Origin of the sequence: uncultured Tateyamaria sp. (assembly GCF_947488715.1) — a bacterium.
Taxonomy (GTDB): Bacteria; Pseudomonadota; Alphaproteobacteria; order Rhodobacterales; family Rhodobacteraceae; genus Tateyamaria.
On the sequence record NZ_CANLAG010000001.1, the window covers coordinates 709,751 to 733,999 of the forward strand.

The following is a 24,249-nucleotide window of genomic DNA, read 5'->3' on the forward strand; positions in this document are numbered from 1 at the left end:
CCCCTTCGTTGGCCCTGAAGTCGATGCGGCGTAGACCAGAGGGCAGGCTGTCAGGCGACAGGTTAGGCGAGGCGGGCAGGCAATGGCAAGGCGAGCGGCTGGTTCAGGAAGCCATTTCGTTGGCCAGTGCCGCGAGATTGCTCAAACCGGCAGTCCATCCGGCCTCGAATTCACCGTCAGCGTCGGGGCCCACAAAGGAGGACACGGCGACGGCGACATCCAATCTTGATCCGTTGTCCACGCCTGTGACGCGGTATGTCACAAGTGTGGTGGCGATGGTGTCATCACCAACGTGCACCGTTTCGGTAAAGGCGGCGTCATGCGGCGCGTCGATCCGGTACCAGCGGGTATCCACCGTGAATTCAGGGGCGTCGGCAGGACCACAGCGGTGGCGGTCAGAACCGCCCACCCTAAGATCCGAAGCCTCGACCGTGAGAACCGTGCCTTCGCTCGGTGCGCCCCAGCGTTCACGCATGCTGGCGTCGGTCAACAGGTGCCACAGGCGCTCAGGTGTCAGAGGCAACGTGCGTGTCATTTCAAAATGGCCGGTGTCTGTGGTCATGTTCTGGTCCTTTCCATGTGTTCGGCAAGATATGCGAGGCGGTCCATGCGCCGTTCCCACATCGACCTGTGTGCGTCGAACCAACCGGCAGCCTGCGCCAAGGCATCGGGCTGCATTTCCACCGTGCGGACGCGCCCGACCTTGGTGCTGGTGACCAGGCCGCTGCGTTGCAGCACCTTGAGGTGGCGCAGAAATGTCGGCAGTGCCATGTCGTGTTCGGCGTGCAAGACGCCGACCGCGGCCGGCCCGTCCAGAAGCCGTTCGACAACGGCGCGGCGGGTCGGATCGGCAAGTGCCGCAAAGAACTGGTCCAGTTGGTTAGCCATATTGCTAACTAATGTGATTTCATGATTCGCGTCAAGATAGTTAGCCGAATAGCTTTCTATTGTTCTGGGGATAACAGCTTGTGGGGCTTTTCGCGCGGGCCGCCACGACATATCGTGGCCCTATGACTGATGCTCCCCGATTCATTCACCTGCGCACCCATTCCGAATACTCCCTTCTCGAAGGGGCCATGCGGCTGAAAAAGCTGCCGGACCTGGTGCGCGGTGCGGATATGCCCGCGATTGCGCTGACGGACACCAACAACATGTTTGCGGCGCTTGAATTCTCCGTCGGCATGGCCGGGGCGGGTGTACAGCCCATCATCGGGTGTCAGGTGGATCTGCAATATGTCACGCCCCGTCCGGGGGAGCGGCCACGCGATCCCGCGCCACTGGTTCTGCTCGCCCAAAGTGAGGCGGGTTACGAAAACCTGATGAAGTTGAACTCGTGCCTGTATCTGCGCGATGGATCGGAACTGCCGCATGTCACGGTGGACGATTTGGCGACCTATGCGCATGACCTGATCTGTTTGACGGGCGGTCCGGACGGACCGGTTGGCATGTTGTTGCAGGCAGGCCAACGCCCGGCGGCAGAGACTTTGATGACCCGGTTGGCCGAAATCTACGCTGATCGTTTGTATATCGAGCTACAGCGACATCCAGGTGATGGCGGTGCCCCCGAAGCAGAGCGTCAGACCGAGCGCCCGTTCGTCGAGATGGCCTATGCAATGGACATCCCGCTTGTTGCGACAAATGACGTCTATTTCCCCAAGCCGGATATGTACGAATCCCATGACGCGCTGATCTGCATCGCCGAAGGCGCATATGTCGACCAGCAGGAACCGCGCCGACGGCTGACGGCACAGCACTATTTCAAAAGCCAGGCCGAGATGGTCACCCTGTTCGCGGACCTGCCCGAAGCGATCCAGAATACCGTAGAGATCGCGCAACGCTGTGCGTTCATGGCTTATCGCCGCGATCCGATCCTGCCCAAATTTGCCGATGACGAGGTTGAGGAGCTGCGCCGCCAGGCGAACGCAGGATTGCAAGACCGCCTCAAAGTGATCCCGCATGCGACTTCGGTCGAGGAATACCAAAAGCGGCTGGATTTCGAGTTGGACATCATCGAGGGGATGGGGTTCCCCGGCTATTTCCTGATCGTTGCCGACTTTATCAAATGGGCCAAGGAAAAGGGGATACCTGTTGGGCCGGGTCGTGGATCGGGTGCGGGTTCTCTGGTCGCCTATGCGCTGACCGTCACCGACCTCGATCCGCTGCGCTATGCGTTGCTGTTTGAACGGTTTCTAAACCCGGAGCGGGTCAGCATGCCTGACTTTGACATCGACTTTTGCATGGACCGGCGCGAGGAAGTGATCCGCTACGTGCAGGAAAAGTACGGGCGCGACAAAGTCGGGCAGATCATCACATTTGGTGCGTTGCTGTCCAAGGCTGCGGTGCGAGACATCGGGCGCGTGTTGCAGATGCCCTATGGACAGGTGGACCGGCTGTCGAAACTGATCCCGGTCGAAGGCGTAAAGCCCGTCAGTATTGAAAAGGCGTTGGCGGACGAGCCGCGCCTGCGGGAAGAAGCGCGCAGCGAAGAGGTCGTGGACCGGTTGTTGACCTACGGCCAGCAGGTCGAAGGTTTGCTGCGGAACGCATCCACACACGCGGCGGGTGTGGTGATCGGGGATCGACCTCTTGACGCGCTTGTCCCGCTTTATCAGGACCCGCGGTCGGACATGCCCGCAACCCAGTTCAACATGAAATGGGTGGAACAGGCGGGGCTGGTCAAGTTTGACTTTCTGGGCCTGAAAACCCTGACCGTCATTCAAAATGCGGTAGATCAGATCCTTGCCTCTGGCCGCCCGTTGCATGTGGCTGCAGATGGAACCGAACTTTACGTGCCCGCCGATGGCATGGAAAACGACATTGGTGGCATCCCGCTCGATGACGAGGCGAGCTACAAGCTCTACTCTGCCGCCAAGACTGTCGCCGTGTTCCAGGTGGAAAGCTCTGGCATGATGGACGCGCTCAAGCGTATGAAGCCCACCTGCATCGAAGACATTGTGGCCCTTGTTGCGCTCTATCGTCCTGGTCCGATGGAAAACATCCCGAAATACTGTGAGGTCAAAAACGGGCTGAGCGAGCGTGACATGCTGCACCCGACCGTCGATCACATCCTCGACGAGACGCAGGGCATCATCGTTTATCAGGAACAGGTGATGCAGATCGCGCAGGAAATGGCAGGCTACAGCCTTGGCGGTGCTGACCTGTTGCGCCGCGCGATGGGTAAAAAGATCCAAGAGGCGATGGACGCCGAACGCCCGAAATTCCTCAAAGGGTCCGCAGAGAATGGCGTCGACAAGGAAAAGGCGACCGAGGTCTGGAACCTGCTCGACAAGTTCGCCAACTACGGTTTCAACAAATCGCACGCTGCCGCCTATGCGGTGGTCAGCTATCAGACGGCCTGGCTCAAGGCGAACCATCCGGTCGAATTCATGGCCGGGGTGATGAACTGCGATATCCATCTCACCGACAAGCTGGGCGTTTACTTCGAAGAAGTGCGCAAGGCGCTTGACCTGCCTTGGGTGCCGCCATGTGTGAACCGCAGCGATGCGACGTTCAAAGTGGTGGATCAGGCGCTTGTCTACGCGCTGGGCGCGCTCAAGAATGTAGGCGTCGAGGCGATGAAACTGGTGGTCGAGGGGCGTGGCGACAAACCCTTTGCGACGCTCTTTGACTTTGCCCGCCGCGTCGACCTGAAACGAGTGGGCAAACGCCCGCTTGAAATGCTGGCCCGCGCGGGCGCGTTTGATCAACTTGATCCCAACCGCCGCCGCGTCTTCGACGCACTCGACAATCTCAGTGCCTATTCCGCCGCGATCTTTGATCAAAAGGCCAGTAATCAGGTCTCGCTCTTTGGTGAGGCGGGAGATGATCTTCCGGAACCCCGCATGATGCCTGTGGATGATTGGCTTCCGGCGGAACGGCTGGGCGAGGAACACAAGGCCGTTGGGTTTTACCTCTCTGGTCATCCGCTCGATGACTATATGGGCCCGCTCAAGCGCAAGGGTGTCATCACACTCGACGAAGTCACGGCCAAGGCCGAAGGCCAGCCGCTGGTCGCAAAATTGGCAGGCGTCGTGTCGGGTCTGCAAATCCGCAAATCTGCGCGCGGCAACCGGTTTGCCTTCTGCCAGATGTCGGACACCACGGGCGCATATGAGGTCACGCTGTTCTCCGAAAGCCTCGAAAAGGCCCAAGACAGCCTGGTGACCGGGGCCAAGGTCATCGTCACGGTCGAGGCCACGATGGAAAGCGATCAACTGAAACTCTTGGGCCGCTCTGTGGCCCCGATTGACACGGTGGTCGCGGACGTGGGCGGCATGGGCCTGCGCATCTTTGTCGATGCGCCAACGGCTCTGGCATCTGTCGCGACGGTGTTGGACGGTGCGGCACAAGCGGCCAAAGGCGCGGGGCGTGGCCCCATCACCGTCTGTCTGATGGACGACAGCCTGCCCGGCGAGGTTGAGATGGATCTGGGCGCGGAATTTCCAGTCACGCCACAGATCAAGGGGGCGATCAAGTCCTTGACCGGTGTGCTGGACGTTCAGGACATGTGACGCCCCGGACGGTCCCGTCTCTGGACGCAGGGCCCCGGACAGGCTAGGTCAGTGGCCGGGAGGAGCGTTGCCATGAAATCCATGACTTGGATCGTCGTGCCATTGTGTCTGGCACTGGGTGCTTGCGGTGATCCGCTGCGCGACGTGGAACGTGTCTCTGATGGTTTGACGGAATTGCCAGATGACAGCGGCAGCGCCGCATTACCCTCCGACGAAGAGCTGGCCCGCGAAGGCAGCGTTCTGTCCGGACTTTTTGGCCCCCGTACACCAAGCCCCGATGAACATACCGCAGTGGCGTCCACGGATGTTGCGCCTGACGCATCCATCGAAAACCAGGCTGCTGACGCCCCCGCCGACGCGCAGCTGAGCGCGGATGTGCCCGAGGGTGTTGAGACGCCCGAACACCCGACGGGTCGGGGCGTGTTGGGATGGTTGCGCCGTGCCGCAGCCGCGGAAGACACGCCAGAGACGGAAACCGAGACCGCCGAAACGGTCACTGAAAGCCCGTCTGAAGAGGAAGAGGTTATTGAAGTTGCAGTGGCCGCACCCATTGAGGACACGCCGGACCTTGTTGAGCCGGAAAAACGCGCGCGCCTCTTTGGCGGTCTGCGCGCGACACCAGCGCGCCGGACCGGACCGGATGCGCGCGACGTGCCCAAAGGAACCGTGCTGCCGTTTGGTGAAATTGCGCGGGTATGTGACGCACGCACCCGCGAGCTTGGCACACTTGTGGATCGTGCCGCCCGCAAGGGACCGGGATATTACCTATATGACAGCGCACCCGACAGCGCAGGCCCGCGCACGTTCTACATCACGGGCTTCGCTGACAATTGCCCCCGCCAGTTCACGGCATCGCTCGCCATTTTTGGCGCGCCAGAGTTCCACGAACAACTGCGCTACGGACTGCCGGCAGAGGAATACCCCTATTCGACCACCGACAAAGCCTATGAAAAGCTGAAGTCGCGGATCTGCCATGTGGGACGGAATACACCGTGCGGCGGTCGCATCTCACGGTTGGAAAAAACTACCGTATTTGTGAGCGTCTACGAGAACTTTGGCGAAAACGCGCGCTGGTCGGACATGCTGCTGCATGATGGCACAGTCTTGGCGGCTGCACTCAAAACGCCCTGATACACGTCTGACCCGGTTAGTAATGTGGGGGGCGTTCGTCACCAACCACAACACCGCCGCCGCCCTGTGCCTCACGCTCGGCCTCGCGTTCCATCAGCAATTGCGCCCGCCGCGTCAGCAGCGAAATCTCGCGTTCCTGACGGGCTACGACGTCTGACAGGTCCTCGACGGCGCGGGTCAAATGGGCGATCTGCTCTTCGAGCGCGTTGATACGTGTGTCGGTCATGTCCTCCATGTGGGCCAATCCGCGCCTGCGCGCAAGCAACCCTTGCCTTGCCCCGTCACCGCGCCTGCGATATTGCGCGCCCGAACCCAATCGGAGTGGCACCATGGCCAAGCCCAAGAAGACCCCCCGCCCCAAGGCACAAACGCCCAAGGGGTTCCGCGACTATTTCGGCACGGATGTCACCGACCGCGCCGATATGCTCAGCAAGATCGCCGGGGTTTACCATCGCTACGGCTTTGACGCATTGGAAAGCAGTGCCGTCGAAACGGTCGAGGCGCTGGGCAAGTTCCTGCCTGACGTCGACCGCCCGAACGAGGGTGTGTTCGCCTGGCAAGAAGAGGACGGCGATTGGCTGGCTCTGCGATACGACATGACGGCGCCCTTGGCCCGCGTCTACGCACAGCACCGCAATGACCTGCCAAACCCTTACCGGCGCTATACGATGGGGCCAGTCTGGCGCAATGAAAAGCCGGGGCCGGGTCGGTTCCGCCAGTTTTATCAATGCGATGCGGATACGGTTGGCACAGCCTCAATGGCCGCAGATGCCGAGATATGCGCGATGCTGTCCGACACATTGGAGGCCGTGGGCATCCAGCGCGGCGACTACGTGATCCGCATCAACAACCGCAAGGTGTTGAACGGGGTGATGGAAGTTGCGGGTCTTGCCGGTGACGACAAAGAGGCCGAACGCGGCATCGTCCTGCGCGCCATCGACAAGTTGGACCGCCTGGGGCAAGACGGTGTGCGCGCCCTACTGAGCGAGGGACGCAAGGACGAAAGCGGCGACTTCACCAAAGGTGCGGGACTGTCGGAAGCCGACGCCGATGTCGTTATGGGTTTCATGGATGCGCAACGCGCAACTGGACCTGAGACTGTGGCTCGGCTGCGTGAGTTGGTGGATGGGTCTGACATTGGCACCAAAGGTGTTGCCGAACTCGAAGAGATCGCCGCCCTTTTGGATGCGCTCGGCTATGGCCCCGACCGCATCATCATCGACCCCTCGGTCGTGCGCGGCCTCGGCTACTACACCGGCCCGGTCTACGAGGCCGAACTCACCTTCGACGTCCAGAACGAAAAGGGCCAGACGGTCCAATTCGGCTCGGTCGCGGGTGGGGGGCGCTATGACGATCTGGTCAAGCGCTTCACCGGTCAGGAGGTCCCGGCGACGGGCGTCTCTATCGGTGTTGACCGTCTGCTCGCTGCCCTGCGCGCAACCAACCGTATCGGCACGACCGAACAGGGGCCTGTCGTCGTCACTGTGATGGACCGGGACCGCATGGCCGACTATCAGGCCATGGTCGCCGAACTGCGCAGCGCGGGCATCCGGGCCGAAGTGTACCTTGGCAATCCCAAGAACTTTGGCAATCAGCTCAAATACGCGGACAAGAGGGGCAGCCCCATCGCCATCATCGAAGGCGGCGACGAAAACGAACGCGGCGTGGTGCAGATCAAGGACTTGATCCTGGGTGCAAAAATTGCGGAAACAGCGACCCATGAAGAATGGAAAGACCGCCCAAGCCAGTTCGAAGTGCCGCGCGATCAGATGCTCGCCAAGGTCAAAGAGATCCTGAACCAATGACAAACGCACGCCAGCGGGCCTACGCCCTGCGGGACCGGTTTGTGGCTGCCGGTGCGCAGGCGGTTGAGCCGCCCATCCTGCAACCTGCGGACCTGCTGCTTGATCTCTACGGCGAAGACATCCGCGCCCGTGCCTATGTGACGTCCGACGCCTTGCGCGGCGAACAAATGCTGCGTCCGGATTTTACAGTCCCAGTGGTGCAGATGCACATGGAACACGGGGCGGAGCCCGCGCGCTATACCTACGCGGGCGAGGTGTTTCGCAGGCAAGAGGACGATCCCGAGCGCGCGAATGAATACCTGCAAGTCGGATACGAAGTGTTTGACCGCGTGGACCCCGCCGCAGCCGATGCAGATGTTTTTGCACTGATCGCTGATACCACGTCGGGGCTGAACCTGCGCGCGGCGACGGGCGACATCGGTATCTTGATGGCCGCCGTTGATGGGTTGCAGACCTCCGACAGACGCAAGACCGCTCTGCGCCGCCATATCTGGCGCCCGCGCCGCTTTCGCGCCTTGCTTGACCGGTTCTCGGGACGCACGCCGCAACCCGACACACGCGCTGCGCTGTTGGATGGGCGTGTCGAAACCGACGTGCCGCTGACCGGTCTGCGTAGTCAGGCCGAGATTGATGCCCGGATTGCCGCACTGCATGCAGACGCCGCCGAACCGCCGATTTCCGGTGCGCAGATCGACAGCCTGGATGCGTTGTTGCAGGTGCGCGAGACGCTGCCCTTTGCCTTGGCGCAGTTGCATGACCTTTCTGTGGACCTGCCTGCAATCCGCACTGCCGTGAAACGGTTGGATGCACGCGCCAACGCGTTGAAGGACCGTGGGATCGATGTGGATACGCTGGAATTCGAGGCGAATTACGGCCGGACGTCGATGGAATACTACGATGGTTTTGTGTTCGGGTTCTACGCTGAGGGCCGTCCCGATCTGCCCCCTGTGGCGTCCGGTGGCCGCTATGACGCGCTGACCAGACGCCTGGGGCAGGGGCAGGAAATCCCCGCTGTGGGTGCGGTCATCCGTCCGGGCCTTCTGGTCGAACTGGAGGGCGGACAATGATCAAATTGGGTGTTCCGTCCAAAGGGCGGCTGATGGAAAAGACGTTCCAGTGGTTTGAAAAGCGCGGTGTCATGCTGATGCGCACGGGGTCGGATCGCGAATATGCGGGTGCTGTTGACGGCATTGACGGTGTCGCTCTGGTGCTGTTGTCAGCGGGCGAAGTGCCGCGCGAACTTGCTGCGGGGCGCATTCATCTTGGTGTGACAGGCACTGACCTCATCCATGAAAAACTGCCCCTGTGGGAACAGCAGGTCGAGCCGATGGCTGAAATGGGCTTTGGCCATGCTGATCTCGTGCTTGCCGTGCCGCAGGGTTGGGTCGACGTGGATTTGACCGATGACCTCGACGCGGTTGCGGCGGCATTTCGGGCCACGCATGGGTTCCGTCTGCGGATCGCAACCAAGTATCACCGGCTGGTCCGCGACTTTTTGCGGGATGCTGGCGTGGCGGATTACGCCATCGTCGACAGTCAGGGCGCGACCGAAGGGACCGTCGCCAATGAGACCGCAGAAGCCATCGCAGACATCACGTCGTCGGGCGAGACCTTGCGCGCCAACCACCTAAAGATCCTTGAGGATGGGTTGATCCTGGCCAGCCAGGCAACGTTGTGGCGCGCGCGCGGTGCGGACCTTACGGATACGGACCGCGCGGTCCTGTCTGCCTTGATGGCAAAGCTGTCGCTGTCCTGAACCAAAGGGCTAGAGAACGCCGATTTCCGCCAATGCGCGATTGAGCTCCGTCGGTAAAGGTTCCTCGCGTTCGCGCCCCTTTGGCAGGTCTGGTGGTGCGTCTTCGGGTTTGAGGTAGCGCCACCCCTGAAACGGGCGTTTCAATGCGCCCTGTACGCGGATCAGTTCAGGGTCTGACACGATGGCACAGCGACGGATCCCGTCGCTGCCAATCACTTCGTCCAGACGGATAATGCGCTGACGGCATGTCACCACACCTTTGACGACCCAAAAAATCGAACCACCATTCAAGATGTCATCGGCGCGTTTGGGCCACATCCGCGTGACGTGCCGGGGGAACCCGTCAGCGGTCTGTGCCCGCTTTGTCTGTTGCCAGGCGGCAAGATCATCATAGGTCTCACTGCCAACGGACAGTTTGATAAGATTGACGTAGTTGTCCACAGAATCCACCTCCAGCCATACCAAATATAGTAGCATTTGCCGCCAAAGCTGCAAGGTGTTGTGGTTGCTGTGGCGCTACATTTAGTGTTCGCGCGGCGATTGCGTCTAGTGGTTGTGGGCAATTTGGGCTAAGTTGGTTGCCTGCCAAGGGGGCCGACAGAATCGGCGCCCGTCGAGGGGATGAACCAATGTCGCGTTTTGCTGCACCGATTGCCGAACAAATCTGGGACATGAAGTATCGCTTCAAAGAGGCGGACGGCACTGCCATCGACGAAACCGTCGAAGACAGCTGGCGGCGTATTGCACGTGATCTGGCCAAGGTCGAAACAGACCCGGACGCGTGGGAAGACTCGTTTTACGCGGCGCTCGAAGATTTTAAGTTTCTGCCCGCAGGCCGGATCACGGCTGGCGCAGGCACTGCGCGGTCGGTGACCCTGTTCAACTGCTTTGTCATGGGCACCATCCCCGACAGCATGGGTGGCATTTTCGAGATGCTGAAGGAAGCGGCCCTGACGATGCAGCAGGGCGGTGGAATTGGGTATGACTTTTCCACGATCCGGCCCAAAGGGGCAGGGGTCAAAGGGGTTGCCGCTGATGCGTCCGGCCCGTTGTCCTTTATGGACGTCTGGGATGCCATGTGCCGCACGATCATGTCCGCGGGCAGCCGCCGGGGCGCGATGATGGCGACCATGCGGTGTGATCACCCCGATATCGAAGACTTCATCACCGCCAAATCCGACGCCGCCCGTCTGCGCATGTTCAACGTCTCCGTTCTGGTGACCGATGCGTTTATGGATGCGGTCAAAGCGGACGGATCGTGGGATCTGGTGTTTGATGGCACTGTCTACAGGACGGTGCGGGCGCGGGAGCTGTGGGACGGCATCATGCGGTCGACCTATGACTACGCAGAGCCCGGCGTGATCTTTATTGACCGGATCAATGCAGCCAACAACCTGAACTATTGCGAGACAATTGCCGCGACAAACCCCTGTGGCGAGCAACCGCTGCCACCCTATGGTGCCTGCCTATTGGGGTCTATCAACTTGGCGCGCTTGGTTGATGCGCCCTTTGCTGCACAGGCATCACTGGACGAGGACGGATTGACCGCGTTGGTAACGACGGCAGTTCGGATGATGGACAATGTTGTGGATGCGTCCCGGTTTCCGCTCGAGGCGCAGGCACGCGAGGCAGCGGCCAAGCGCCGGATCGGGTTGGGTGTGACTGGCCTCGCCGATGCGCTATTGATGATGGGTCTGCGCTATGGATCCGACGAGGCGGCGCGTCAAACCGAGCGCTGGTTGAAATCCATCGCCCGCGCCGCGTACCTGGCGTCGGTGCAATTGGCCAAGGAAAAAGGTGCCTTTCCGCTCTTTGATGCGGAGGGGTATCTGCAGTCAGGCACGATGCAAGCCATGGACGAAGACGTCCGTGCTGCCGTGGCCGAACACGGGATCCGCAACGCGCTTTTGACCTCTATCGCGCCCACCGGGACCATCAGCCTCTATGCCGGGAACGTGTCGTCGGGGATCGAACCTGTCTTTGCCTATGCGTACACGCGCAAGGTGCTGCAAAAGGACGGTTCCCGGACCGAAGAAGAGGTGGTGGACTATGCCGTCCAGATGTGGCGCGACAAGTTCGGCGACGCAGAGTTGCCTGATTACTTTGTGAACGCACAGACTTTGGCCCCACTGGACCACGTCAAGATGCAGGCGGCCGCGCAGAAATGGGTGGATTCGTCGATTTCCAAGACGATCAACTGCCCCGAGGACATCAGTTTTGATGACTTCAAAGACGTCTATATGGAAGCCTGGGACACCGGCTGCAAAGGGTGTACCACCTACCGGCCCAATGCGGTGACGGGCAGCGTTTTGACTGTGGCGGAAGAGAAGCCCGCCGAGGTCGCCGTGCGGGCCAACGACGATGCAGAACCGATGCAACCCCATGGCGACGTCATCTATATGGCCGAGCCGTTGGATCGCCCCAACGCGCTCGAGGGCAACACCTACAAGGTCAAGTGGCCGGACAGCGAGCACGCGCTCTACATCACCATCAACGACCTTGTGATCGGTGGGCATCGCCGCCCGTTCGAGGTGTTCATCAACTCCAAGAATATGGAGCATTTCGCCTGGACCGTGGCCCTGACGCGCATGATTTCGGCGGTCTTCCGGCGCGGTGGTGACGTGAGCTTTGTGGTTGAAGAACTCAAAGCGGTGTTCGATCCGCGCGGTGGTGCCTGGATGCAGGGCAAATACATCCCGTCGATCCTTGCTGCGATTGGTGGCGTGATCGAACAGCATCTGGTGGCGACCGGCTTTATCGAGGGTGAGGGCATGGGGTTGAAGTCTGATCCCAAGGCGGACGTCGTCGGGATCGACGCACCACGCGGCAAAGCGTGCTCGTCCTGTGGCAGCTATGAATTGCGTATGGTCGAGGGGTGCATGACATGTGCGTCTTGCGGGTTTTCCAAGTGCGGATGACCTTGTGAACTACACGCTGTCGGCTTGGTTAACACCTGTAAAACTTGGACACGCATTCAAGTAAAACAGCCAACTCCAGCAGCCTGACTGGCAGCCGTGTAAAAACCGGCAAGGTCTATCACAACAGATCGCGCACGCGGCTTTGCAAGGCAGGGATAACAGTTGTTTCGAACCACGGGTTTGTCTTGAGCCAGCGGTTATTTCGTGGACTGGGGTGGGGCAGGATCAACTGCGCGGGCCAGACGTCGGACCAGGCTTTGACTGCTTCGGTGACCGTGTGGCGTCCATAGTCGGGCAGATGCCAGTCGATGGCATAGCGCCCGATGACAAGGGTGAGCTCAACTTCGGTCAAAGCGTCCAGCACCTGCGTCCGCCACGCAGGCGCGCATTCGGAACGGGGCGGCAGGTCGCCGCCACTGCCCGTGCCGGGAAAGCAAAACCCCATGGGCAGGATCGCAGTCTTTTTGGCGTCGTAAAACGTCGTGCGATCAACACCCAGCCACGTCCGCAAGCGGTCGCCGGACGGGTCATCGAACGGAACACCTTTTTCATGGGTGATCCGCCCGGGTGCCTGACCCACGATCAGCAACTTGGCGGATGCACCGAGTTGAAAGATCGGGCGTGGACCCAAGGGTAAGTCACTGCAGATCGTACATGCACGCACTTGGTCTGTCAGGTGACTGATGGTTTCGCCCTTGTGCATGATGATGCCTCCGAAACGGGTGCGGACCGCATGGGATATGCGGTCCGTTTTGGATTGTGCGGCCAGGTCAGGCGCGTGCGGCTTCGCCTTCGGGCTGGTGCAGGCCGACAACCGCCAGAACGGTCAGGCCAAGGACCATGTAGTACCAGAAATCCAACCCGACAAAGCCCAGAAGGATGGGGGCTGCGACAAAGGCCACGCCGACCATGCCGTCAACGGCAAGGTGCAAGCCATAAGGCAGCACCCGTATCACGCCCAGATGGTGATCCGTCAGAACAGTCAGCCCAAAGGCCGCAACGCCTGTTGCGACAGACAGCCAGAACGCCAGTACATTTTCTGCGCCCAGCCCAAACAGAAAGGGCATGACCAGCAGTCCCAATGCGACGGGGTAGTCGAGGTAGGCGTGGATGGATTTAGTGATGAAACGGGGAAACATCGGCTATTCTCTCTTGTTGCTACGCGTGCTGTGTTCAGCACTGATAGTCAGAAAGTAGGCAGCCTAGCCGTGCCAAAACATGCCTGCACGTTCTGGAAAATATGCAGATCGTTCAGACTTCGGAACGTACAGCGGATTGTTGTCGCCTGAACTCCGCAGGTGTTTGACCCGTTTCCTTTTTGAAGGCGCGGGTGAACGCGGAATCGGACGCATAGCCCGCGCATTCGGCTGCATCGCTCAGTGACGTGGACGGCTGCGACAGGCGTTTCTTGGCGATCTCCATGCGCCAGCCAGTCACATATTCCATCGGCGTCAATTGCATCAGCTTTTGGAACTGCACGGCAAAACTGGTGCGCGACATCCCGGCGGTCTTGGCGAGTGTTTCGACTGTCCAGCTTTGGGATGGTGCCTTGTGAAACGCGTCCAGCGCCCGGCACAGATGCGGGTCAGAGAATGCGCCCAGCCCCCATTCGGGTGCGTTATCGCCTTCGATAAAGCTGCGGATCGCCTGCGCCAAAATCGCCTCGGACATCTTCAGGGCGATCAGGTCACCGCCCATCTTGTGCCCACCCGTCTCTTCGCCGATCACGCGCAGGGTCGCCTCCATCCAGCGACCTGCGGCTTCGCCGTAGTTCTTGAGGTGGATCAGGGGCGGCAAACGCTCCATCAAAACGTGCCGAGCACCCGGCTCGAACGCAAAGTGGCCGCAAATCAACTGCGTTTCGCTTTGCGGTTCTTCGCCGCCGTACACCAACACGCCCGACCCCTTGAAGCCGGATTTCTCCAGCACAGCGTCCAACGGCATGATCGTGCGATCCGGGTCATGGCCGCAATACAGATCGTGCGAAGATCCGTGTGGGATGATGACCAGATCACCCTGTTCCATCGCCACAGGCTCTGCCACCCCAGCCACGCGCACCAGACAACTGCCGCGATGCGCAAAGTGGAACCGCGCCACGTTCTCATAGTTGGGAACGGCAACGCCCCAGGGTTTGGTGAACGACGTGCGGAAATACAGCGTGCCGCGCATCGACAGGTTGGTGAGGATATCACTGAGAAGATCAAGCATGCCTGTAATTTAAGCGCTCAAGCGCAGGTGTACAGGTCTCTGAACGATCTGCATGGTATTCGGTACGTTCGCAGATGTTTTGTCTTGGCTATGCCATCGTTGAAGACGGCTCGGACGCGATACCGATGGTATCGTTTTGTCAGTTCAACACCCGCTTCGCCCGCAGCCGTTCTTTTGCCAGTTCAATAAACGCGCGTATCTTTGCGGGTGCGCGGCGGCCCTCCACGTGGACGAGGTGAATGGGCAATGCTGCGGGTTCATGCGCGTCCAACACCGTCTGCAATGTCCCGTCCTCGAGGTCAGGACCAATCTGATAGGACAGAGCGCGGCAGAGACCCCAATCGCGTTTGGCAACGGAAATCGAGGCGGCCACGCTGCTGACCGACAGTCGCGGGTGAATGCGCACGGCCTCTTGCTGATCACGACCGAACCGCCATTCGGTTGTGGGGCTGGCCGCTCCGGCGGATACGATTTGGTGATCGCGCAGATCTGATGGGGTTTCCGGCACACCGTTTTTGGCAAAGTAGGCGGGCGTGCCGCACACCACGCGCCGCACTTGGCCGACCCGTACCGCCGTCAGCCCCGATGATGGCAGCGGGCCAATCCGCACCGCGAGGTCAAAACCCTCCTCGACCATGTTCACCACGCGGTCGACCATCAGCACATCGGCCTGCACCGAGGGGTGAAGATCCAGAAACTCGGTCAACACAGGCGCCACATAAATCCGACCAAATTCCGTGGGGCAGGTGATGCGCAACTGGCCCACCGGATTGGTCGCCGCGCCAACGGCGGCTTCGTCGGCGGCCTGCACCTGGGCGAGGATATGCCGCGCATCTTCGAGATAGGCCTGCCCGACCTCGGTCAGCCGCACGCGGCGGGTGGTGCGGGTGAACAGCCGCGTCCCCAACCGTGCTTCCAACCCGTTCACACCCCGCGTTGCAGAGGGCGCGCTCAGGCCCATGCGCCGTGCGCCTTCGGCAAAACTCTGTGCTTCGGCCACCGCGATAAAGATTTCCAGGCTTTGTAACCGATCCATCCGGGTACTCAATTATAGCTATTTTTCAAAATAATGACTTTCAAAATTACTATATTAATTTGTCTAATGGCGCAATCTATCTGTCCTGTATCGAAACGGACGCCCCAGTCCCGCTGATATGCGAAAGACGAAACGATGCACGCAGAACCGCCCAGACACCCCTTGCCCCCGTTCACCAAAGCCACCGCAATCGAAAAGGTTCGACTGGCCGAAGACGGCTGGAACAGCCGCGATCCCGCCAAGGTGACGCTGGCCTATACGCTGGACAGTAAATGGCGAAACCGTGCGGAATTTCCGCAAGGCCGCGCAGAGATCCAGGCGTTTCTGACCCGCAAGTGGCACAAGGAACTGGACTATCGCCTGATCAAGGAACTGTGGGCGCATACCGAGGACCGCATCGCGGTGCGCTATGCCTATGAATACCGCGACGACAGCGGTCATTGGTATCGCGCCTATGGCAACGAAAACTGGGAATTCGATGCCCAGGGGTTCATGGCCAATCGCCACGCGTCGATCAACGAATTGCCCATCACCGAGGCGGAACGCCTGTTCCATTGGCCTTTGGGCCGCCGCCCGGACGCTCACCCAGGTCTCAGCGATCTTGGCCTGTAACTTCACCACTCCACTGACCCGAGGATAAAATGACCCCGATCAAACTCTACCGCACGCCGAAATCCGGCCACTGTCACCGCGTCGAACTGATGCTTGCCCTTCTCGGCCTGCCCTATGAGACGATTGACCTCGACATGATGAACGGTGCGCACAAAGCGCCCGAGTTTCTGGCGATCAGCCCCTTTGGCCTTGTGCCGGCGATTGACGATGGCGGCTATACGCTGGCGGATTCCAATGCGATCCTTGTCTACCTGGTACAGACTTATGCGGCGGGTAGCGACTGGCTCCCGCAGGACGCAAAAACCGCCGCCGAGGTACAGCGTTGGCTGACCGTCGCTGCGGACAACATCTATTCCGGCCCCTGTGCTGCGCGCCTTGTCACGTTGTTTGGTGCGCCGCTCGACCACCAGGCAGCCATTGCCAAGGCGCACGCCCTGTTTCAGCTGGTTGAGGCGCATCTGGAGGGCCGCACCTGGCTGGCGGCGGACACGATCACCGTCGCTGACGTGGCGGGATACAGCTATATCGCGCATGCGCCTGAGGGTGGTGTGGACCTGTCCGCATATCCGAACATCCGCGCGTGGATTGCGCGTGTCGAGGCACAGCCGGGCTTTGTCGGGATGGCCCCTTCGCCGATCCCCGAACTGGCCTGAAACACTGAACTGCGTTGGCGCCGATGCGCCAACCTTTCGCACCCCAAACAAAGGTCGCTGACATGGCACATGCAACCACGGACACCCCTTTTCACGATGGCGAACGCACCGCACAAATCCGCGCAGGCGTCGGCAATGTGGCGGAATGGGCCGGGGGCTTTGTCCGCGACCACCTGCCCGAGCAGCATCGGGAGTTTCACACCTCCCTCCCGTTTCTGGTGCTTGCCGGGGCGGACACGCAAGGCCACACTTGGGTCACGCTTGTCGAGGGGGGCGACGGGTTTATCCAGTCCCCGGACACCCGGACACTGACACTCGATACCCACATTGATGATGACGATCCGCTGGCGCTGGCACTGACGGGTGGCACTACCATCGGTGCCGTGGGCATTGAACTGGCCTCGCGCCGCCGCAACCGGTTCAGCGGTGACACGCGCAAAACCGACACAGGCTTTGCCATCGACATCCGCCAGACCTTTGGCAATTGCCCGCAATACATCCATCAACGCGCCTGGACGCGGGTGACAGAGCATGCGCCGCAGCCTGCGCGCCGGACCGATGTGTTGGATGACGCCCAAATCGCGCGCATCCGCGCCGCCGACACCCTGTTCATCGGGTCAGGGCACCAAGAGGGCAACGACGTGCCGTCGCGTGGTTTTGATGCCTCGCACCGAGGCGGCGCACCCGGTTTTGTCCAGGTGATCGACGGCACGCACCTGCATATCCCCGACTATTCCGGCAACAACTTTTTCAACACCATCGGCAACCTGATCAACGATGCACGGGTGGGCCTCGTCTTTGTGGATTTTGAAACCGGCGGGCTGCTGCATGTGTCGGGGCGGGCCACAATTGACTGGGACCCCGATGTGACCCGCGACCCGGATGCGCGGCGCATGATCGAGGTCGAGATTGATGCCATTGTCGACCGCCCCGCGGCGTTGTCGCTGCGGTGGGCACCGCAGGATCACCTCACCCGTCAACTCAAGGTGACGGCCCGCGTGCAAGAGGCGCAGGACATCACCTCGTTCTACCTCAGCCCGGTGGATGGCGCGCCGCTGCCTGACTTCAAGGCGGGTCAACACCTGCCAATTCAGGTCCAGATCCCCGGTCAGGTGGGCCTGTCCAAACGCAGCTATTCGCTGTCGATGGCCTCCAACCCGTCAGAGGCATGGCGTCTCAGCATCAAGCGCGAGGAACAGGGGCTGGTGTCGCGGTTCTTCCACGACCACCTCCAGACCGGTGACGTCATCGAAGCCGCGCCGCCGGGCGGCGAATTTATTGTTCCAGATGGGGACGGCCCGCTGGTTCTGGTCAGTGCGGGCGTTGGCATCACGCCGATGATGGCCATGATGCAAGAACTTGCGGCACAAGGCAGTCACCGCCCCGTTTGGTTCGTGCATGCCGCACGCAATGGCGCTGCACATGCCTTTGCCAGTGATGTCCGCGCGCTTGTCGATACACACCCCAACCTGCACCGCCACGTGGTCTACAGCCAACCGGACACGACGGACGTGGCTGGACAAGACTACGACGCAGCAGGCCGCCTGACGTCAAAAGATGTCGCGGCACTTGGCGGTGTCGGGGCCGATGCACATTACATGCTGTGCGGACCCGCCCGGTTTTTGTCGGACATGCGCACAGGTCTTGAAGCGGCCGGTATCTCAGCCGCACACATCCACTTTGAAACGTTTGGGCCATCGGCACCTGCGTGACGTGTTGCTACCCAAAAACAATCATCGTGGAACAAATCAGCGTCAGGGCGGCGACACCACTCAGGATCGCCGCCCACAGAACGAGGCGCTTCAGCAGTCCTGGCACGTCTTGAGGCCCAGAACCCTATAGACGGGGCAAAAGTTCATAAACGCAGTGGCGACGAAAATCGCCCCCAGCCATCCCCAAACCCCAATGGTCCCGGTGATCGCCAGAACGACCAAAAGCGCACCCAATACAAGGCGTGCCAACCGGTCAAATCGTCCAAGGTTGCGTGTGAGTGTCATGTCAGTGCTCCGATCCGCTTGTGTGATGAGAACCTGTTAAGGCCTCCAAGCGGTCAGGTCTGTGACGGTGTCACACAGTATGCGCGCGGGCATGATGACAGAGTGCCGCCTGATCAATGATGCGCACATGTCCGCGTGCGGTCTCGATCCATCCATTCCGCTCCAGCGCCTTCAGGGTGCGTGACACGACTTCACGTGCGGTGCCGAGCTCTTGGGCGATATCCTCATGCGTCATGTTCAGGTCCTGCGCACTGCGGGTGCCAAGCCAATGGGCAATGCGCAGGTCGGTGCGGTGAACCAGCAGTGTGTCGATCACATCCGTCAGCTCGCCAACCCGCTGGGCAAACCCGCGAAACACAACCTCCTGAAAGGCGGGGTCCGTCCCCAAAAGGTGCCGGAACCGGTCCGCCGGAATGGCAATGGCCCGCACCGGCCCCTCGGCATAGCCGAAGCCGGAATAGGCCCGCGCCGACAACAGGCACGTGGTCGTCAGCACACAACTGTCGCCCACCTCAACGCGGTACAAGGTGACGGTGCGCCCGGCGGGCGTGCTGTGCTCGACCCGCACTGTACCCGCCACCACGATCAGGAACGCGCTGACCGGATCGTCCGGGCGGAACAGGCAGGCGCCATCAGGCGCGGTGATCATCGTGCCGTCAGCGGCGAAATCTGTCAGTGTCTTGTGCTGTGCCATGCCGTTCTGCCTGCAACTTGGGCACATGGGTGCCGTGCTGTTGTCGCAGGATGACAACCGGCACAAGAAAACACCAGTGCGGCGCTTCAGCACTAGGCAAATCAGGGCGGATTGGAGTAGGCGGGTTCTTGCCCGGGGGGGCACCTTTGATCAGGAATGCCTGATGTCCAGATTTATTGTGGCCGCACTGGTATCCGCTGCGTGCCTTTCCACCCCCGTAGACGCGCAAGAGCGCAAGCGCCTCGGCTATGGCAGACTGATCACCAACGACTTCTTTGGCGACGGCGAAGACCGCTGGCGCACGGGTGGTTTCCAGTCATCGCGTGTCTGGGGGCCGACATGGGCTGGTCAGGCCCCCGAAGGCTTTGGGCAACTGCTCGAACTGCGTCTGGGCGCAGAAATCCTGGCACCGGACGACATCCGCACGCCGGCTCCGGGCGACAGACCCTATGCCGGTGCGTTGTCGATTGGCCTGCACACGCATTTCCAACGCGGTCGCACCGAATTTTCCGTAGGCGGTGACCTGGTGTTCCTCGGGCCACAAACCCGACTGGATGAATTTCAGGATGCCTTCCACGACACGTTCAACATCGTGCGCCCCTCGGATGCTGTCCGGTCGTCGCAAATTGGCAACGCCATCAACCCGACGGTCGTGGTCGAAATGGGCCAAACCTATGCGCTGAGCGACAGCACGGTGGTCCGCCCCTTTCTCGAAGGGCGCGCAGGCAATGAAACCCTGGTGCGCGCCGGTGTCGACCTGACCTTTGGCGCGCTGGGGCAGGGCGAATTGCTGATCCGCGACAGCGTCACGGGCCATCGTTACCGCGCCATCGAAGGCGACTGGAGCGGGTACAGCTTTGTTCTGGGGGCCGACATCGCCGCCGTCAGCGACAGTGAATTTCTGCCCGCGGACCGTGGTGTCATCGCCGAAGACAGCCGCGAACGCGTCCGCGCGGGCATCATGTGGCAGAGTGAGGCAGGCATTTCCGGCTTTTACGGCCTGACTTATCTGGGCGAAGAATTCGAAGGACAGAGCGAAGGGCAGATCGTCGGATCGGTGCGGTTCAAGGTGGCATTCTAGCCTGACGCGCATTCATGCACGCAAGGGTTACGCGGCAGTTTCCCGGCTTACGTGCATCGTTTTTGCGTCAACCTTGCGGAAACCACGTCAAGGCATTCCTGCAACACACTGGAATCTGACACAATTCCGAACTTCACAGGTGGTTTTGCCTTTGTTAACGTCTTCTTAATAAAAAAAGACAAGGCAGGCATACAGGCAATGGAAACGGGCTTTCGTGGCACGTTTGTCATCTCCTGGTCGCAAACAGAAGTAGACGGTCTCGAGGCCGCACCTTTGCAGTCGTTGACTGTGGGTGCCGCTTGGGCATGGCGTGGGGACGCTGTGCGCGTGGATGGTCCGCAAGATGTGTTGCGGTTGGACAGGGCAGACGGCGCCGAGGCGATCCGCAAGCGTGCGGCGCGTATGGTACACAGATTGGTTGGGGCGGCGATGGATCGTTCGCAACCTGACACAGGCGCTGCGGACACCGACGCGCTGATGACAGACAGCAGCTTTGTGGTGACGGACGGCGCCAAGAGCTACACAGTCACTGTCATCGACGTCGCACCCGGCACGCCGCCTTTGTTGATGTTCCTCGACGATATTCCCCCCCGCAAGGCCGACTTGTGGGTCGTGCATCACACGCTCAATACGGCGGTGGGTGACGCGGTCGGGCCAGCATCCGGCGGGGTTATTTGCTTTACCCCCGGCACGCGGATCGACACGCCCGACGGTCCACGCCTGATCGAAGACCTGCGCGAAGGCGACCGCGTTTCAACCAAGGACAATGGCGCACAGGACATCCTTTGGATCGGCAGCCGCCGGATGAGCGGCGCGCGCCTGTTTGCTTTGCCGCGCCTGCGACCGATCCGGTTCGCGGCAGGTGCGCTGGGCATTGACCGTCCCGATCAGGAATTGTTGGTGTCACCGGAACACCGGATGTTGGTTCAGGGCGACGTGGCACGTGATCTGTTCAACACACCCGAAGTGCTGGTCGCGGCCAAAGACCTGATCAACGGGACAAGCGTGACCGTCGATCTCAAGGCACGCGAGGTGACCTATGTGCACCTTCTGCTTCCGCGCCACGAGGTACTTCGGGCCAACGGCGTCGAAACAGAAAGCTTCCACCCCGCGAACGCGGCTCTGTCGACACTTGCGGATGGGGATCGAACGCGCTTGTTGGATCAACTGCCCGATCTGGAATTTGACGCTCACACCTACGGCACCTACGCGCGTCGGAACCTCAGCGCCAGCGAGGCGGCAATCCTGCGCCACGCGGCCTGATCCGCGCGCAACGCAGCCGCCGTTTGTGCATGGTTCGGCGAATGAAATAGTCCTCCGCCAACAGGTCGGCGGAGACCAAAACGCAGCTGAAAGACTGGCCTCGCGTCAGCCCTTTGCCCCGATCAACGCTGAAATCACCGCCTTGGCGCTGTCCGATGACCAATCGGCGTCGCCACGCAACCGCGCAATCTCGCGACCCTCGGGGTCAATCAGCACCGTGATCGGCAAGCCAAACACACCCATTTGAGCGGCCAGCTTTTGCTTGGGATCCTGATGGCGGGGCAGGTTGGTGGCGTTAATATCTTCCAGAAACTGGGAAATGGCCGCCGGATTGTTGCGCCCGGTGGCGATGGTCACGACTTCAAAATCGTCGCCCCCGAACTCGGCCTGCAATTCCGACAGCATGGGCATCTCGTGGCGGCACGGCGCACACCACGTGGCCCAAAAATTCACCAGCACATGCTTGCCCTTGTAGTCGGCCAGCGTGCCCTGACCTGCGCCGTCCGCCAGATCATAGGCTGCATTCGACACCGCTTCGGGTGCGCTGTGAAAGATCAGTTTCTTCATGTCACCCGACCGCGCAGCGATGGCCGCGTCGGTGTCGGCATGGCCGGGAATTGCGCCCACGGTCAGGGCCATGTAGAGGGCTGCGATAACAATCTTTTTCATGTCACTTCCTTGGGTGGGCACGTTTATGACCGACAAATCCGCAAATGCGATGTGGGGCGGGCGCTTTGCTGCCGGGCCAGATGCGATCATGGAGGCAATTAATGCCTCGATCGGATTTGACCAGCGCATGGCGTCCCAGGACATCGCAGGCTCGCGCGCCCATGCCGCCATGTTGGGCGCCACCGGCATTCTGGACACTAAGGATGTCGACGCGATACGGGAAGGGCTGCTCACGGTCTTGTCAGAAATCGAAGCGGGCGATTTTGCCTTTTCGACCGCCCTCGAAGACATCCACATGAACGTCGAGGCGCGCCTCAAGGACCTCATCGGTGAACCGGCTGGCCGCCTGCACACGGGGCGCAGCCGCAATGACCAGGTCGCCACCGATTTTAAACTCTGGGTGCGCGACCAACTGGACGCCGCTGACGGCGCGCTCGTGTCGCTGATCGGTGCGTTGCTGGATCAGGCAGAGGCGGGCGCCGCCTGGGTCATGCCCGGCTTTACCCATCTGCAAACCGCGCAGCCCGTGACATGGGGCCACCACATGATGGCCTATGTGGAAATGTTTGGTCGTGACCTCAGCCGCGTGCGCGACGCCCGCGCCCGGATGAACGAAAGCCCGCTGGGGGCCGCGGCATTGGCGGGCACGTCCTTTCCCATCGACCGGCACATGACGGCCACGACGCTGGGTTTCGACCGGCCCGCCGCAAACAGCCTCGATGCTGTCAGCGACCGCGACTTTGCCCTCGAATTCCTGAACGTGGCCAGCATCTGCGCCATGCACCTCAGCCGCTTTGCCGAAGAACTCGTGATCTGGTCCTCGGCCCAGTTCCGCTTTGTCACCCTGTCCGACCGGTTCTCAACCGGCTCGTCGATCATGCCGCAGAAAAAAAACCCCGACGCGGCCGAGCTGATCCGCGCCAAGGTGGGCCGCATCTTTGGGGCCAACACCGCGCTGATGATGGTGATGAAGGGGCTGCCGCTCGCATATTCCAAGGACATGCAGGAAGACAAGGAACAGGTCTTTGACGCCGCCGACAACTGGATGCTGGCGCTCGCTGCGATGGACGGGATGGTGCGCGACATGACTGCCAACCGTGACAGCCTCGCTGCCGCCGCAGGCTCCGGATTTTCCACCGCCACGGACCTCGCCGACTGGCTGGTGCGGGTGCTGGGCCTGCCGTTCCGCGACGCCCACCACATCACCGGAAGCCTCGTGGCATTGGCCGAACAGCAGGGCTGCGACCTGCCGGATTTGACACTGGATCAGATGAAAACCGCCCATGACGGCATCACCGAGGGCGTGTTTGACGTTTTGAGCGTGGAAAATTCCGTCGCATCGCGTACATCTTATGGCGGAACCGCGCCTGATCAGGTGCGCCAACAGATCGCCCGCTGGAAGGACCTCTTGCCATGATCCGCGCCCTTTGCCTGTTGTCCCTGCTGTCGCTCGCCGCGTGTGGCGTGGATGGTGAGCCGCTGAAACCGCATGGTGCGGTGAACGTTGGCATCGGGTCGGGGGGCGTCAATGCCGGTGCAACGGTGGGCGTGACCAAAGGGCCGTTGACTGTCGGCGTCGGAGTGTTCTGATCCATGGCCCCGGTGCGCGTGATCTATCTGGGCCTCGCCATCTGGGGCGCCATCCACCCGATGTTCTATTTCATCAGCTGGTTCAACGAAAACAGCTATGACATCATGGCCATGGTCGACGCCTGGCACGTCAATGCCGCGACCAGCGGCCTGGTCTGGGACCTGACGATTGCCGCACTGGCCCTGACCATCTGGATCGTGTCCGAGGTCATGGCCCGGCGCAACTGGCTGGCCCTTGTGGCGATCCCCGCGACCTTCTGCATCGGCGTCAGTTGCGGCTTGCCGCTCTACCTTTTCCTTCGATCCCGCCCGGTTACCTAAGACT

General features: G+C 61.0%; 25 protein-coding genes. 14 read left to right on the forward strand and 11 right to left on the reverse strand.

Going from position 1 to position 24,249, the window contains the following annotated elements; genetic code table 11:
* Positions 1–103 precede the first annotated feature (103 nt).
* Complete coding sequence (locus tag Q0936_RS03585) at positions 104–562, reverse strand: SRPBCC domain-containing protein (protein ID WP_299294518.1); 459 nt, start codon at positions 560–562, stop codon at positions 104–106.
* Positions 559–888 carry a metalloregulator ArsR/SmtB family transcription factor gene (locus tag Q0936_RS03590; protein ID WP_299294520.1) on the reverse strand — a complete coding sequence of 110 codons (330 nt, stop codon included), beginning with the start codon at positions 886–888 and terminating at the stop codon, positions 559–561. Before Q0936_RS03590 ends, Q0936_RS03585 begins: the two co-directional genes overlap by 4 nt.
* Before the next feature lie 122 nt (positions 889–1,010).
* Here Q0936_RS03590 and dnaE point away from each other — a divergent pair, with 122 nt between their 5' ends.
* Positions 1,011–4,511, forward strand: coding sequence for a DNA polymerase III subunit alpha (gene dnaE, locus Q0936_RS03595; protein ID WP_299294522.1), 3,501 nt, complete (start codon positions 1,011–1,013; stop codon positions 4,509–4,511).
* Positions 4,512–4,583: 72 nt separating this feature from the next.
* Entirely contained in the window at positions 4,584–5,642 is a 1,059-nt protein-coding gene (locus Q0936_RS03600) for a hypothetical protein (RefSeq protein WP_299294524.1), read from the forward strand.
* 16 nt (positions 5,643–5,658) lie between these two features.
* Here Q0936_RS03600 and Q0936_RS03605 read toward each other — a convergent pair whose 3' ends face one another.
* The gene (locus Q0936_RS03605) at positions 5,659–5,853 is read right to left on the reverse strand and encodes a SlyX family protein (RefSeq protein WP_299294570.1); all 195 of its coding nucleotides are present in this window, start codon (positions 5,851–5,853) and stop codon (positions 5,659–5,661) included.
* A 118-nt stretch (positions 5,854–5,971) separates the two neighbouring features.
* On the opposite strand from Q0936_RS03605, the gene hisS reads away from it, so the two are divergent.
* Genes hisS through hisG form a run of 3 tightly spaced genes read left to right on the forward strand, consistent with a single transcriptional unit; the run spans position 5,972 to position 9,203 of the window.
* Complete coding sequence (hisS, locus tag Q0936_RS03610) at positions 5,972–7,447, forward strand: histidine--tRNA ligase (RefSeq protein WP_299294526.1); 1,476 nt, start codon at positions 5,972–5,974, stop codon at positions 7,445–7,447.
* A complete protein-coding gene (locus tag Q0936_RS03615; protein WP_299294528.1) occupies positions 7,444–8,514 on the forward strand; it encodes an ATP phosphoribosyltransferase regulatory subunit in 1,071 nt (356 codons plus the stop codon). Before hisS ends, Q0936_RS03615 begins: the two co-directional genes overlap by 4 nt.
* The gene (gene hisG / locus Q0936_RS03620; protein WP_299294530.1) at positions 8,511–9,203 is read left to right on the forward strand and encodes an ATP phosphoribosyltransferase; all 693 of its coding nucleotides are present in this window, start codon (positions 8,511–8,513) and stop codon (positions 9,201–9,203) included. The genes Q0936_RS03615 and hisG overlap by 4 nt, the downstream gene beginning before the upstream one ends.
* Before the next feature lie 9 nt (positions 9,204–9,212).
* Here hisG and Q0936_RS03625 read toward each other — a convergent pair whose 3' ends face one another.
* A complete protein-coding gene (locus Q0936_RS03625) occupies positions 9,213–9,644 on the reverse strand; it encodes a DUF1489 domain-containing protein (RefSeq protein ID WP_299138208.1) in 432 nt (143 codons plus the stop codon).
* A 188-nt stretch (positions 9,645–9,832) separates the two neighbouring features.
* On the opposite strand from Q0936_RS03625, the gene Q0936_RS03630 reads away from it, so the two are divergent.
* Complete coding sequence (locus Q0936_RS03630; protein WP_299294532.1) at positions 9,833–12,121, forward strand: adenosylcobalamin-dependent ribonucleoside-diphosphate reductase; 2,289 nt, start codon at positions 9,833–9,835, stop codon at positions 12,119–12,121.
* A 118-nt stretch (positions 12,122–12,239) separates the two neighbouring features.
* Here the strand turns inward: Q0936_RS03630 and Q0936_RS03635 are convergent, their stop codons facing one another.
* The 4 genes from Q0936_RS03635 to Q0936_RS03650 form a co-directional block, all read right to left on the reverse strand.
* Positions 12,240–12,824, reverse strand: coding sequence for a uracil-DNA glycosylase family protein (locus Q0936_RS03635; protein WP_299294534.1), 585 nt, complete (start codon positions 12,822–12,824; stop codon positions 12,240–12,242).
* Positions 12,825–12,891: 67 nt separating this feature from the next.
* Complete coding sequence (locus Q0936_RS03640; RefSeq protein WP_299138198.1) at positions 12,892–13,260, reverse strand: hypothetical protein; 369 nt, start codon at positions 13,258–13,260, stop codon at positions 12,892–12,894.
* A gap of 112 nt (positions 13,261–13,372) precedes the next feature.
* Positions 13,373–14,329: an AraC family transcriptional regulator gene (locus Q0936_RS03645; RefSeq protein ID WP_299294536.1), complete on the reverse strand. Its 957-nt coding sequence runs from the start codon at positions 14,327–14,329 to the stop codon at positions 13,373–13,375.
* Positions 14,330–14,468: 139 nt separating this feature from the next.
* Positions 14,469–15,365 (reverse strand): LysR family transcriptional regulator, encoded by an 897-nt coding sequence (locus Q0936_RS03650; RefSeq protein ID WP_299138193.1) that lies wholly within the window; start codon positions 15,363–15,365, stop codon positions 14,469–14,471.
* Between the two features lie 135 nt (positions 15,366–15,500).
* On the opposite strand from Q0936_RS03650, the gene Q0936_RS03655 reads away from it, so the two are divergent.
* From Q0936_RS03655 to Q0936_RS03665, 3 genes are all read left to right on the forward strand, one after another.
* Positions 15,501–15,977, forward strand: coding sequence for a nuclear transport factor 2 family protein (locus Q0936_RS03655; RefSeq protein ID WP_299294538.1), 477 nt, complete (start codon positions 15,501–15,503; stop codon positions 15,975–15,977).
* A 29-nt stretch (positions 15,978–16,006) separates the two neighbouring features.
* Positions 16,007–16,630 carry a glutathione S-transferase family protein gene (locus tag Q0936_RS03660; protein ID WP_299294540.1) on the forward strand — a complete coding sequence of 208 codons (624 nt, stop codon included), beginning with the start codon at positions 16,007–16,009 and terminating at the stop codon, positions 16,628–16,630.
* A gap of 62 nt (positions 16,631–16,692) precedes the next feature.
* Positions 16,693–18,342, forward strand: coding sequence for a pyridoxamine 5'-phosphate oxidase family protein (locus Q0936_RS03665; RefSeq protein ID WP_299294543.1), 1,650 nt, complete (start codon positions 16,693–16,695; stop codon positions 18,340–18,342).
* A 90-nt stretch (positions 18,343–18,432) separates the two neighbouring features.
* Here the strand turns inward: Q0936_RS03665 and Q0936_RS03670 are convergent, their stop codons facing one another.
* A complete protein-coding gene (locus Q0936_RS03670; protein WP_299138181.1) occupies positions 18,433–18,627 on the reverse strand; it encodes a DUF2892 domain-containing protein in 195 nt (64 codons plus the stop codon).
* A 70-nt stretch (positions 18,628–18,697) separates the two neighbouring features.
* Positions 18,698–19,321 (reverse strand): Crp/Fnr family transcriptional regulator, encoded by a 624-nt coding sequence (locus Q0936_RS03675; RefSeq protein ID WP_299294545.1) that lies wholly within the window; start codon positions 19,319–19,321, stop codon positions 18,698–18,700.
* A gap of 163 nt (positions 19,322–19,484) precedes the next feature.
* Between Q0936_RS03675 and Q0936_RS03680 the strand changes: the two genes are divergently transcribed.
* Complete coding sequence (locus Q0936_RS03680; protein WP_299294547.1) at positions 19,485–20,402, forward strand: lipid A-modifier LpxR family protein; 918 nt, start codon at positions 19,485–19,487, stop codon at positions 20,400–20,402.
* Positions 20,403–20,600: 198 nt separating this feature from the next.
* Complete coding sequence (locus Q0936_RS03685; protein WP_299138173.1) at positions 20,601–21,665, forward strand: Hint domain-containing protein; 1,065 nt, start codon at positions 20,601–20,603, stop codon at positions 21,663–21,665.
* Between the two features lie 105 nt (positions 21,666–21,770).
* Here the strand turns inward: Q0936_RS03685 and Q0936_RS03690 are convergent, their stop codons facing one another.
* The gene (locus Q0936_RS03690; protein ID WP_299138170.1) at positions 21,771–22,334 is read right to left on the reverse strand and encodes a TlpA disulfide reductase family protein; all 564 of its coding nucleotides are present in this window, start codon (positions 22,332–22,334) and stop codon (positions 21,771–21,773) included.
* A 25-nt stretch (positions 22,335–22,359) separates the two neighbouring features.
* Here Q0936_RS03690 and argH point away from each other — a divergent pair, with 25 nt between their 5' ends.
* From argH to Q0936_RS03705, 3 genes are read left to right on the forward strand one after another with little or no spacing between them, the layout of a single operon-like run.
* Entirely contained in the window at positions 22,360–23,751 is a 1,392-nt protein-coding gene (argH, locus tag Q0936_RS03695) for an argininosuccinate lyase (protein ID WP_299294549.1), read from the forward strand.
* Positions 23,748–23,924 carry a hypothetical protein gene (locus Q0936_RS03700; protein WP_299294551.1) on the forward strand — a complete coding sequence of 59 codons (177 nt, stop codon included), beginning with the start codon at positions 23,748–23,750 and terminating at the stop codon, positions 23,922–23,924. The genes argH and Q0936_RS03700 overlap by 4 nt, the downstream gene beginning before the upstream one ends.
* Positions 23,925–23,927: 3 nt before the next feature.
* Positions 23,928–24,245 carry a DUF2834 domain-containing protein gene (locus Q0936_RS03705; protein WP_299138162.1) on the forward strand — a complete coding sequence of 106 codons (318 nt, stop codon included), beginning with the start codon at positions 23,928–23,930 and terminating at the stop codon, positions 24,243–24,245.
* The last annotated feature ends 4 nt before the right edge of the window (positions 24,246–24,249 follow it).

Excerpts from the sequence above, each read along its gene's own strand:
- Q0936_RS03585 (WP_299294518.1), bottom strand. The coding sequence starts at position 562 with ATGACCACAGACACCGGCCATTTTGAAATGACACGCACGTTGCCTCTG.
- Q0936_RS03590 (WP_299294520.1), bottom strand. The coding sequence starts at position 888 with ATGGCTAACCAACTGGACCAGTTCTTTGCGGCACTTGCCGATCCGACC.
- dnaE (WP_299294522.1), top strand. The coding sequence starts at position 1,011 with ATGACTGATGCTCCCCGATTCATTCACCTGCGCACCCATTCCGAATAC.
- Q0936_RS03600 (WP_299294524.1), top strand. The coding sequence starts at position 4,584 with ATGAAATCCATGACTTGGATCGTCGTGCCATTGTGTCTGGCACTGGGT.
- hisS (WP_299294526.1), top strand. The coding sequence starts at position 5,972 with ATGGCCAAGCCCAAGAAGACCCCCCGCCCCAAGGCACAAACGCCCAAG.
- Q0936_RS03615 (WP_299294528.1), top strand. The coding sequence starts at position 7,444 with ATGACAAACGCACGCCAGCGGGCCTACGCCCTGCGGGACCGGTTTGTG.
- hisG (WP_299294530.1), top strand. The coding sequence starts at position 8,511 with ATGATCAAATTGGGTGTTCCGTCCAAAGGGCGGCTGATGGAAAAGACG.
- Q0936_RS03630 (WP_299294532.1), top strand. The coding sequence starts at position 9,833 with ATGTCGCGTTTTGCTGCACCGATTGCCGAACAAATCTGGGACATGAAG.
- Q0936_RS03635 (WP_299294534.1), bottom strand. The coding sequence starts at position 12,824 with ATGCACAAGGGCGAAACCATCAGTCACCTGACAGACCAAGTGCGTGCA.
- Q0936_RS03640 (WP_299138198.1), bottom strand. The coding sequence starts at position 13,260 with ATGTTTCCCCGTTTCATCACTAAATCCATCCACGCCTACCTCGACTAC.
- Q0936_RS03645 (WP_299294536.1), bottom strand. The coding sequence starts at position 14,329 with ATGCTTGATCTTCTCAGTGATATCCTCACCAACCTGTCGATGCGCGGC.
- Q0936_RS03650 (WP_299138193.1), bottom strand. The coding sequence starts at position 15,365 with ATGGATCGGTTACAAAGCCTGGAAATCTTTATCGCGGTGGCCGAAGCA.
- Q0936_RS03655 (WP_299294538.1), top strand. The coding sequence starts at position 15,501 with ATGCACGCAGAACCGCCCAGACACCCCTTGCCCCCGTTCACCAAAGCC.
- Q0936_RS03660 (WP_299294540.1), top strand. The coding sequence starts at position 16,007 with ATGACCCCGATCAAACTCTACCGCACGCCGAAATCCGGCCACTGTCAC.
- Q0936_RS03665 (WP_299294543.1), top strand. The coding sequence starts at position 16,693 with ATGGCACATGCAACCACGGACACCCCTTTTCACGATGGCGAACGCACC.
- Q0936_RS03670 (WP_299138181.1), bottom strand. The coding sequence starts at position 18,627 with ATGACACTCACACGCAACCTTGGACGATTTGACCGGTTGGCACGCCTT.
- Q0936_RS03675 (WP_299294545.1), bottom strand. The coding sequence starts at position 19,321 with ATGGCACAGCACAAGACACTGACAGATTTCGCCGCTGACGGCACGATG.
- Q0936_RS03680 (WP_299294547.1), top strand. The coding sequence starts at position 19,485 with ATGTCCAGATTTATTGTGGCCGCACTGGTATCCGCTGCGTGCCTTTCC.
- Q0936_RS03685 (WP_299138173.1), top strand. The coding sequence starts at position 20,601 with ATGGAAACGGGCTTTCGTGGCACGTTTGTCATCTCCTGGTCGCAAACA.
- Q0936_RS03690 (WP_299138170.1), bottom strand. The coding sequence starts at position 22,334 with ATGAAAAAGATTGTTATCGCAGCCCTCTACATGGCCCTGACCGTGGGC.
- argH (WP_299294549.1), top strand. The coding sequence starts at position 22,360 with ATGACCGACAAATCCGCAAATGCGATGTGGGGCGGGCGCTTTGCTGCC.
- Q0936_RS03700 (WP_299294551.1), top strand. The coding sequence starts at position 23,748 with ATGATCCGCGCCCTTTGCCTGTTGTCCCTGCTGTCGCTCGCCGCGTGT.
- Q0936_RS03705 (WP_299138162.1), top strand. The coding sequence starts at position 23,928 with ATGGCCCCGGTGCGCGTGATCTATCTGGGCCTCGCCATCTGGGGCGCC.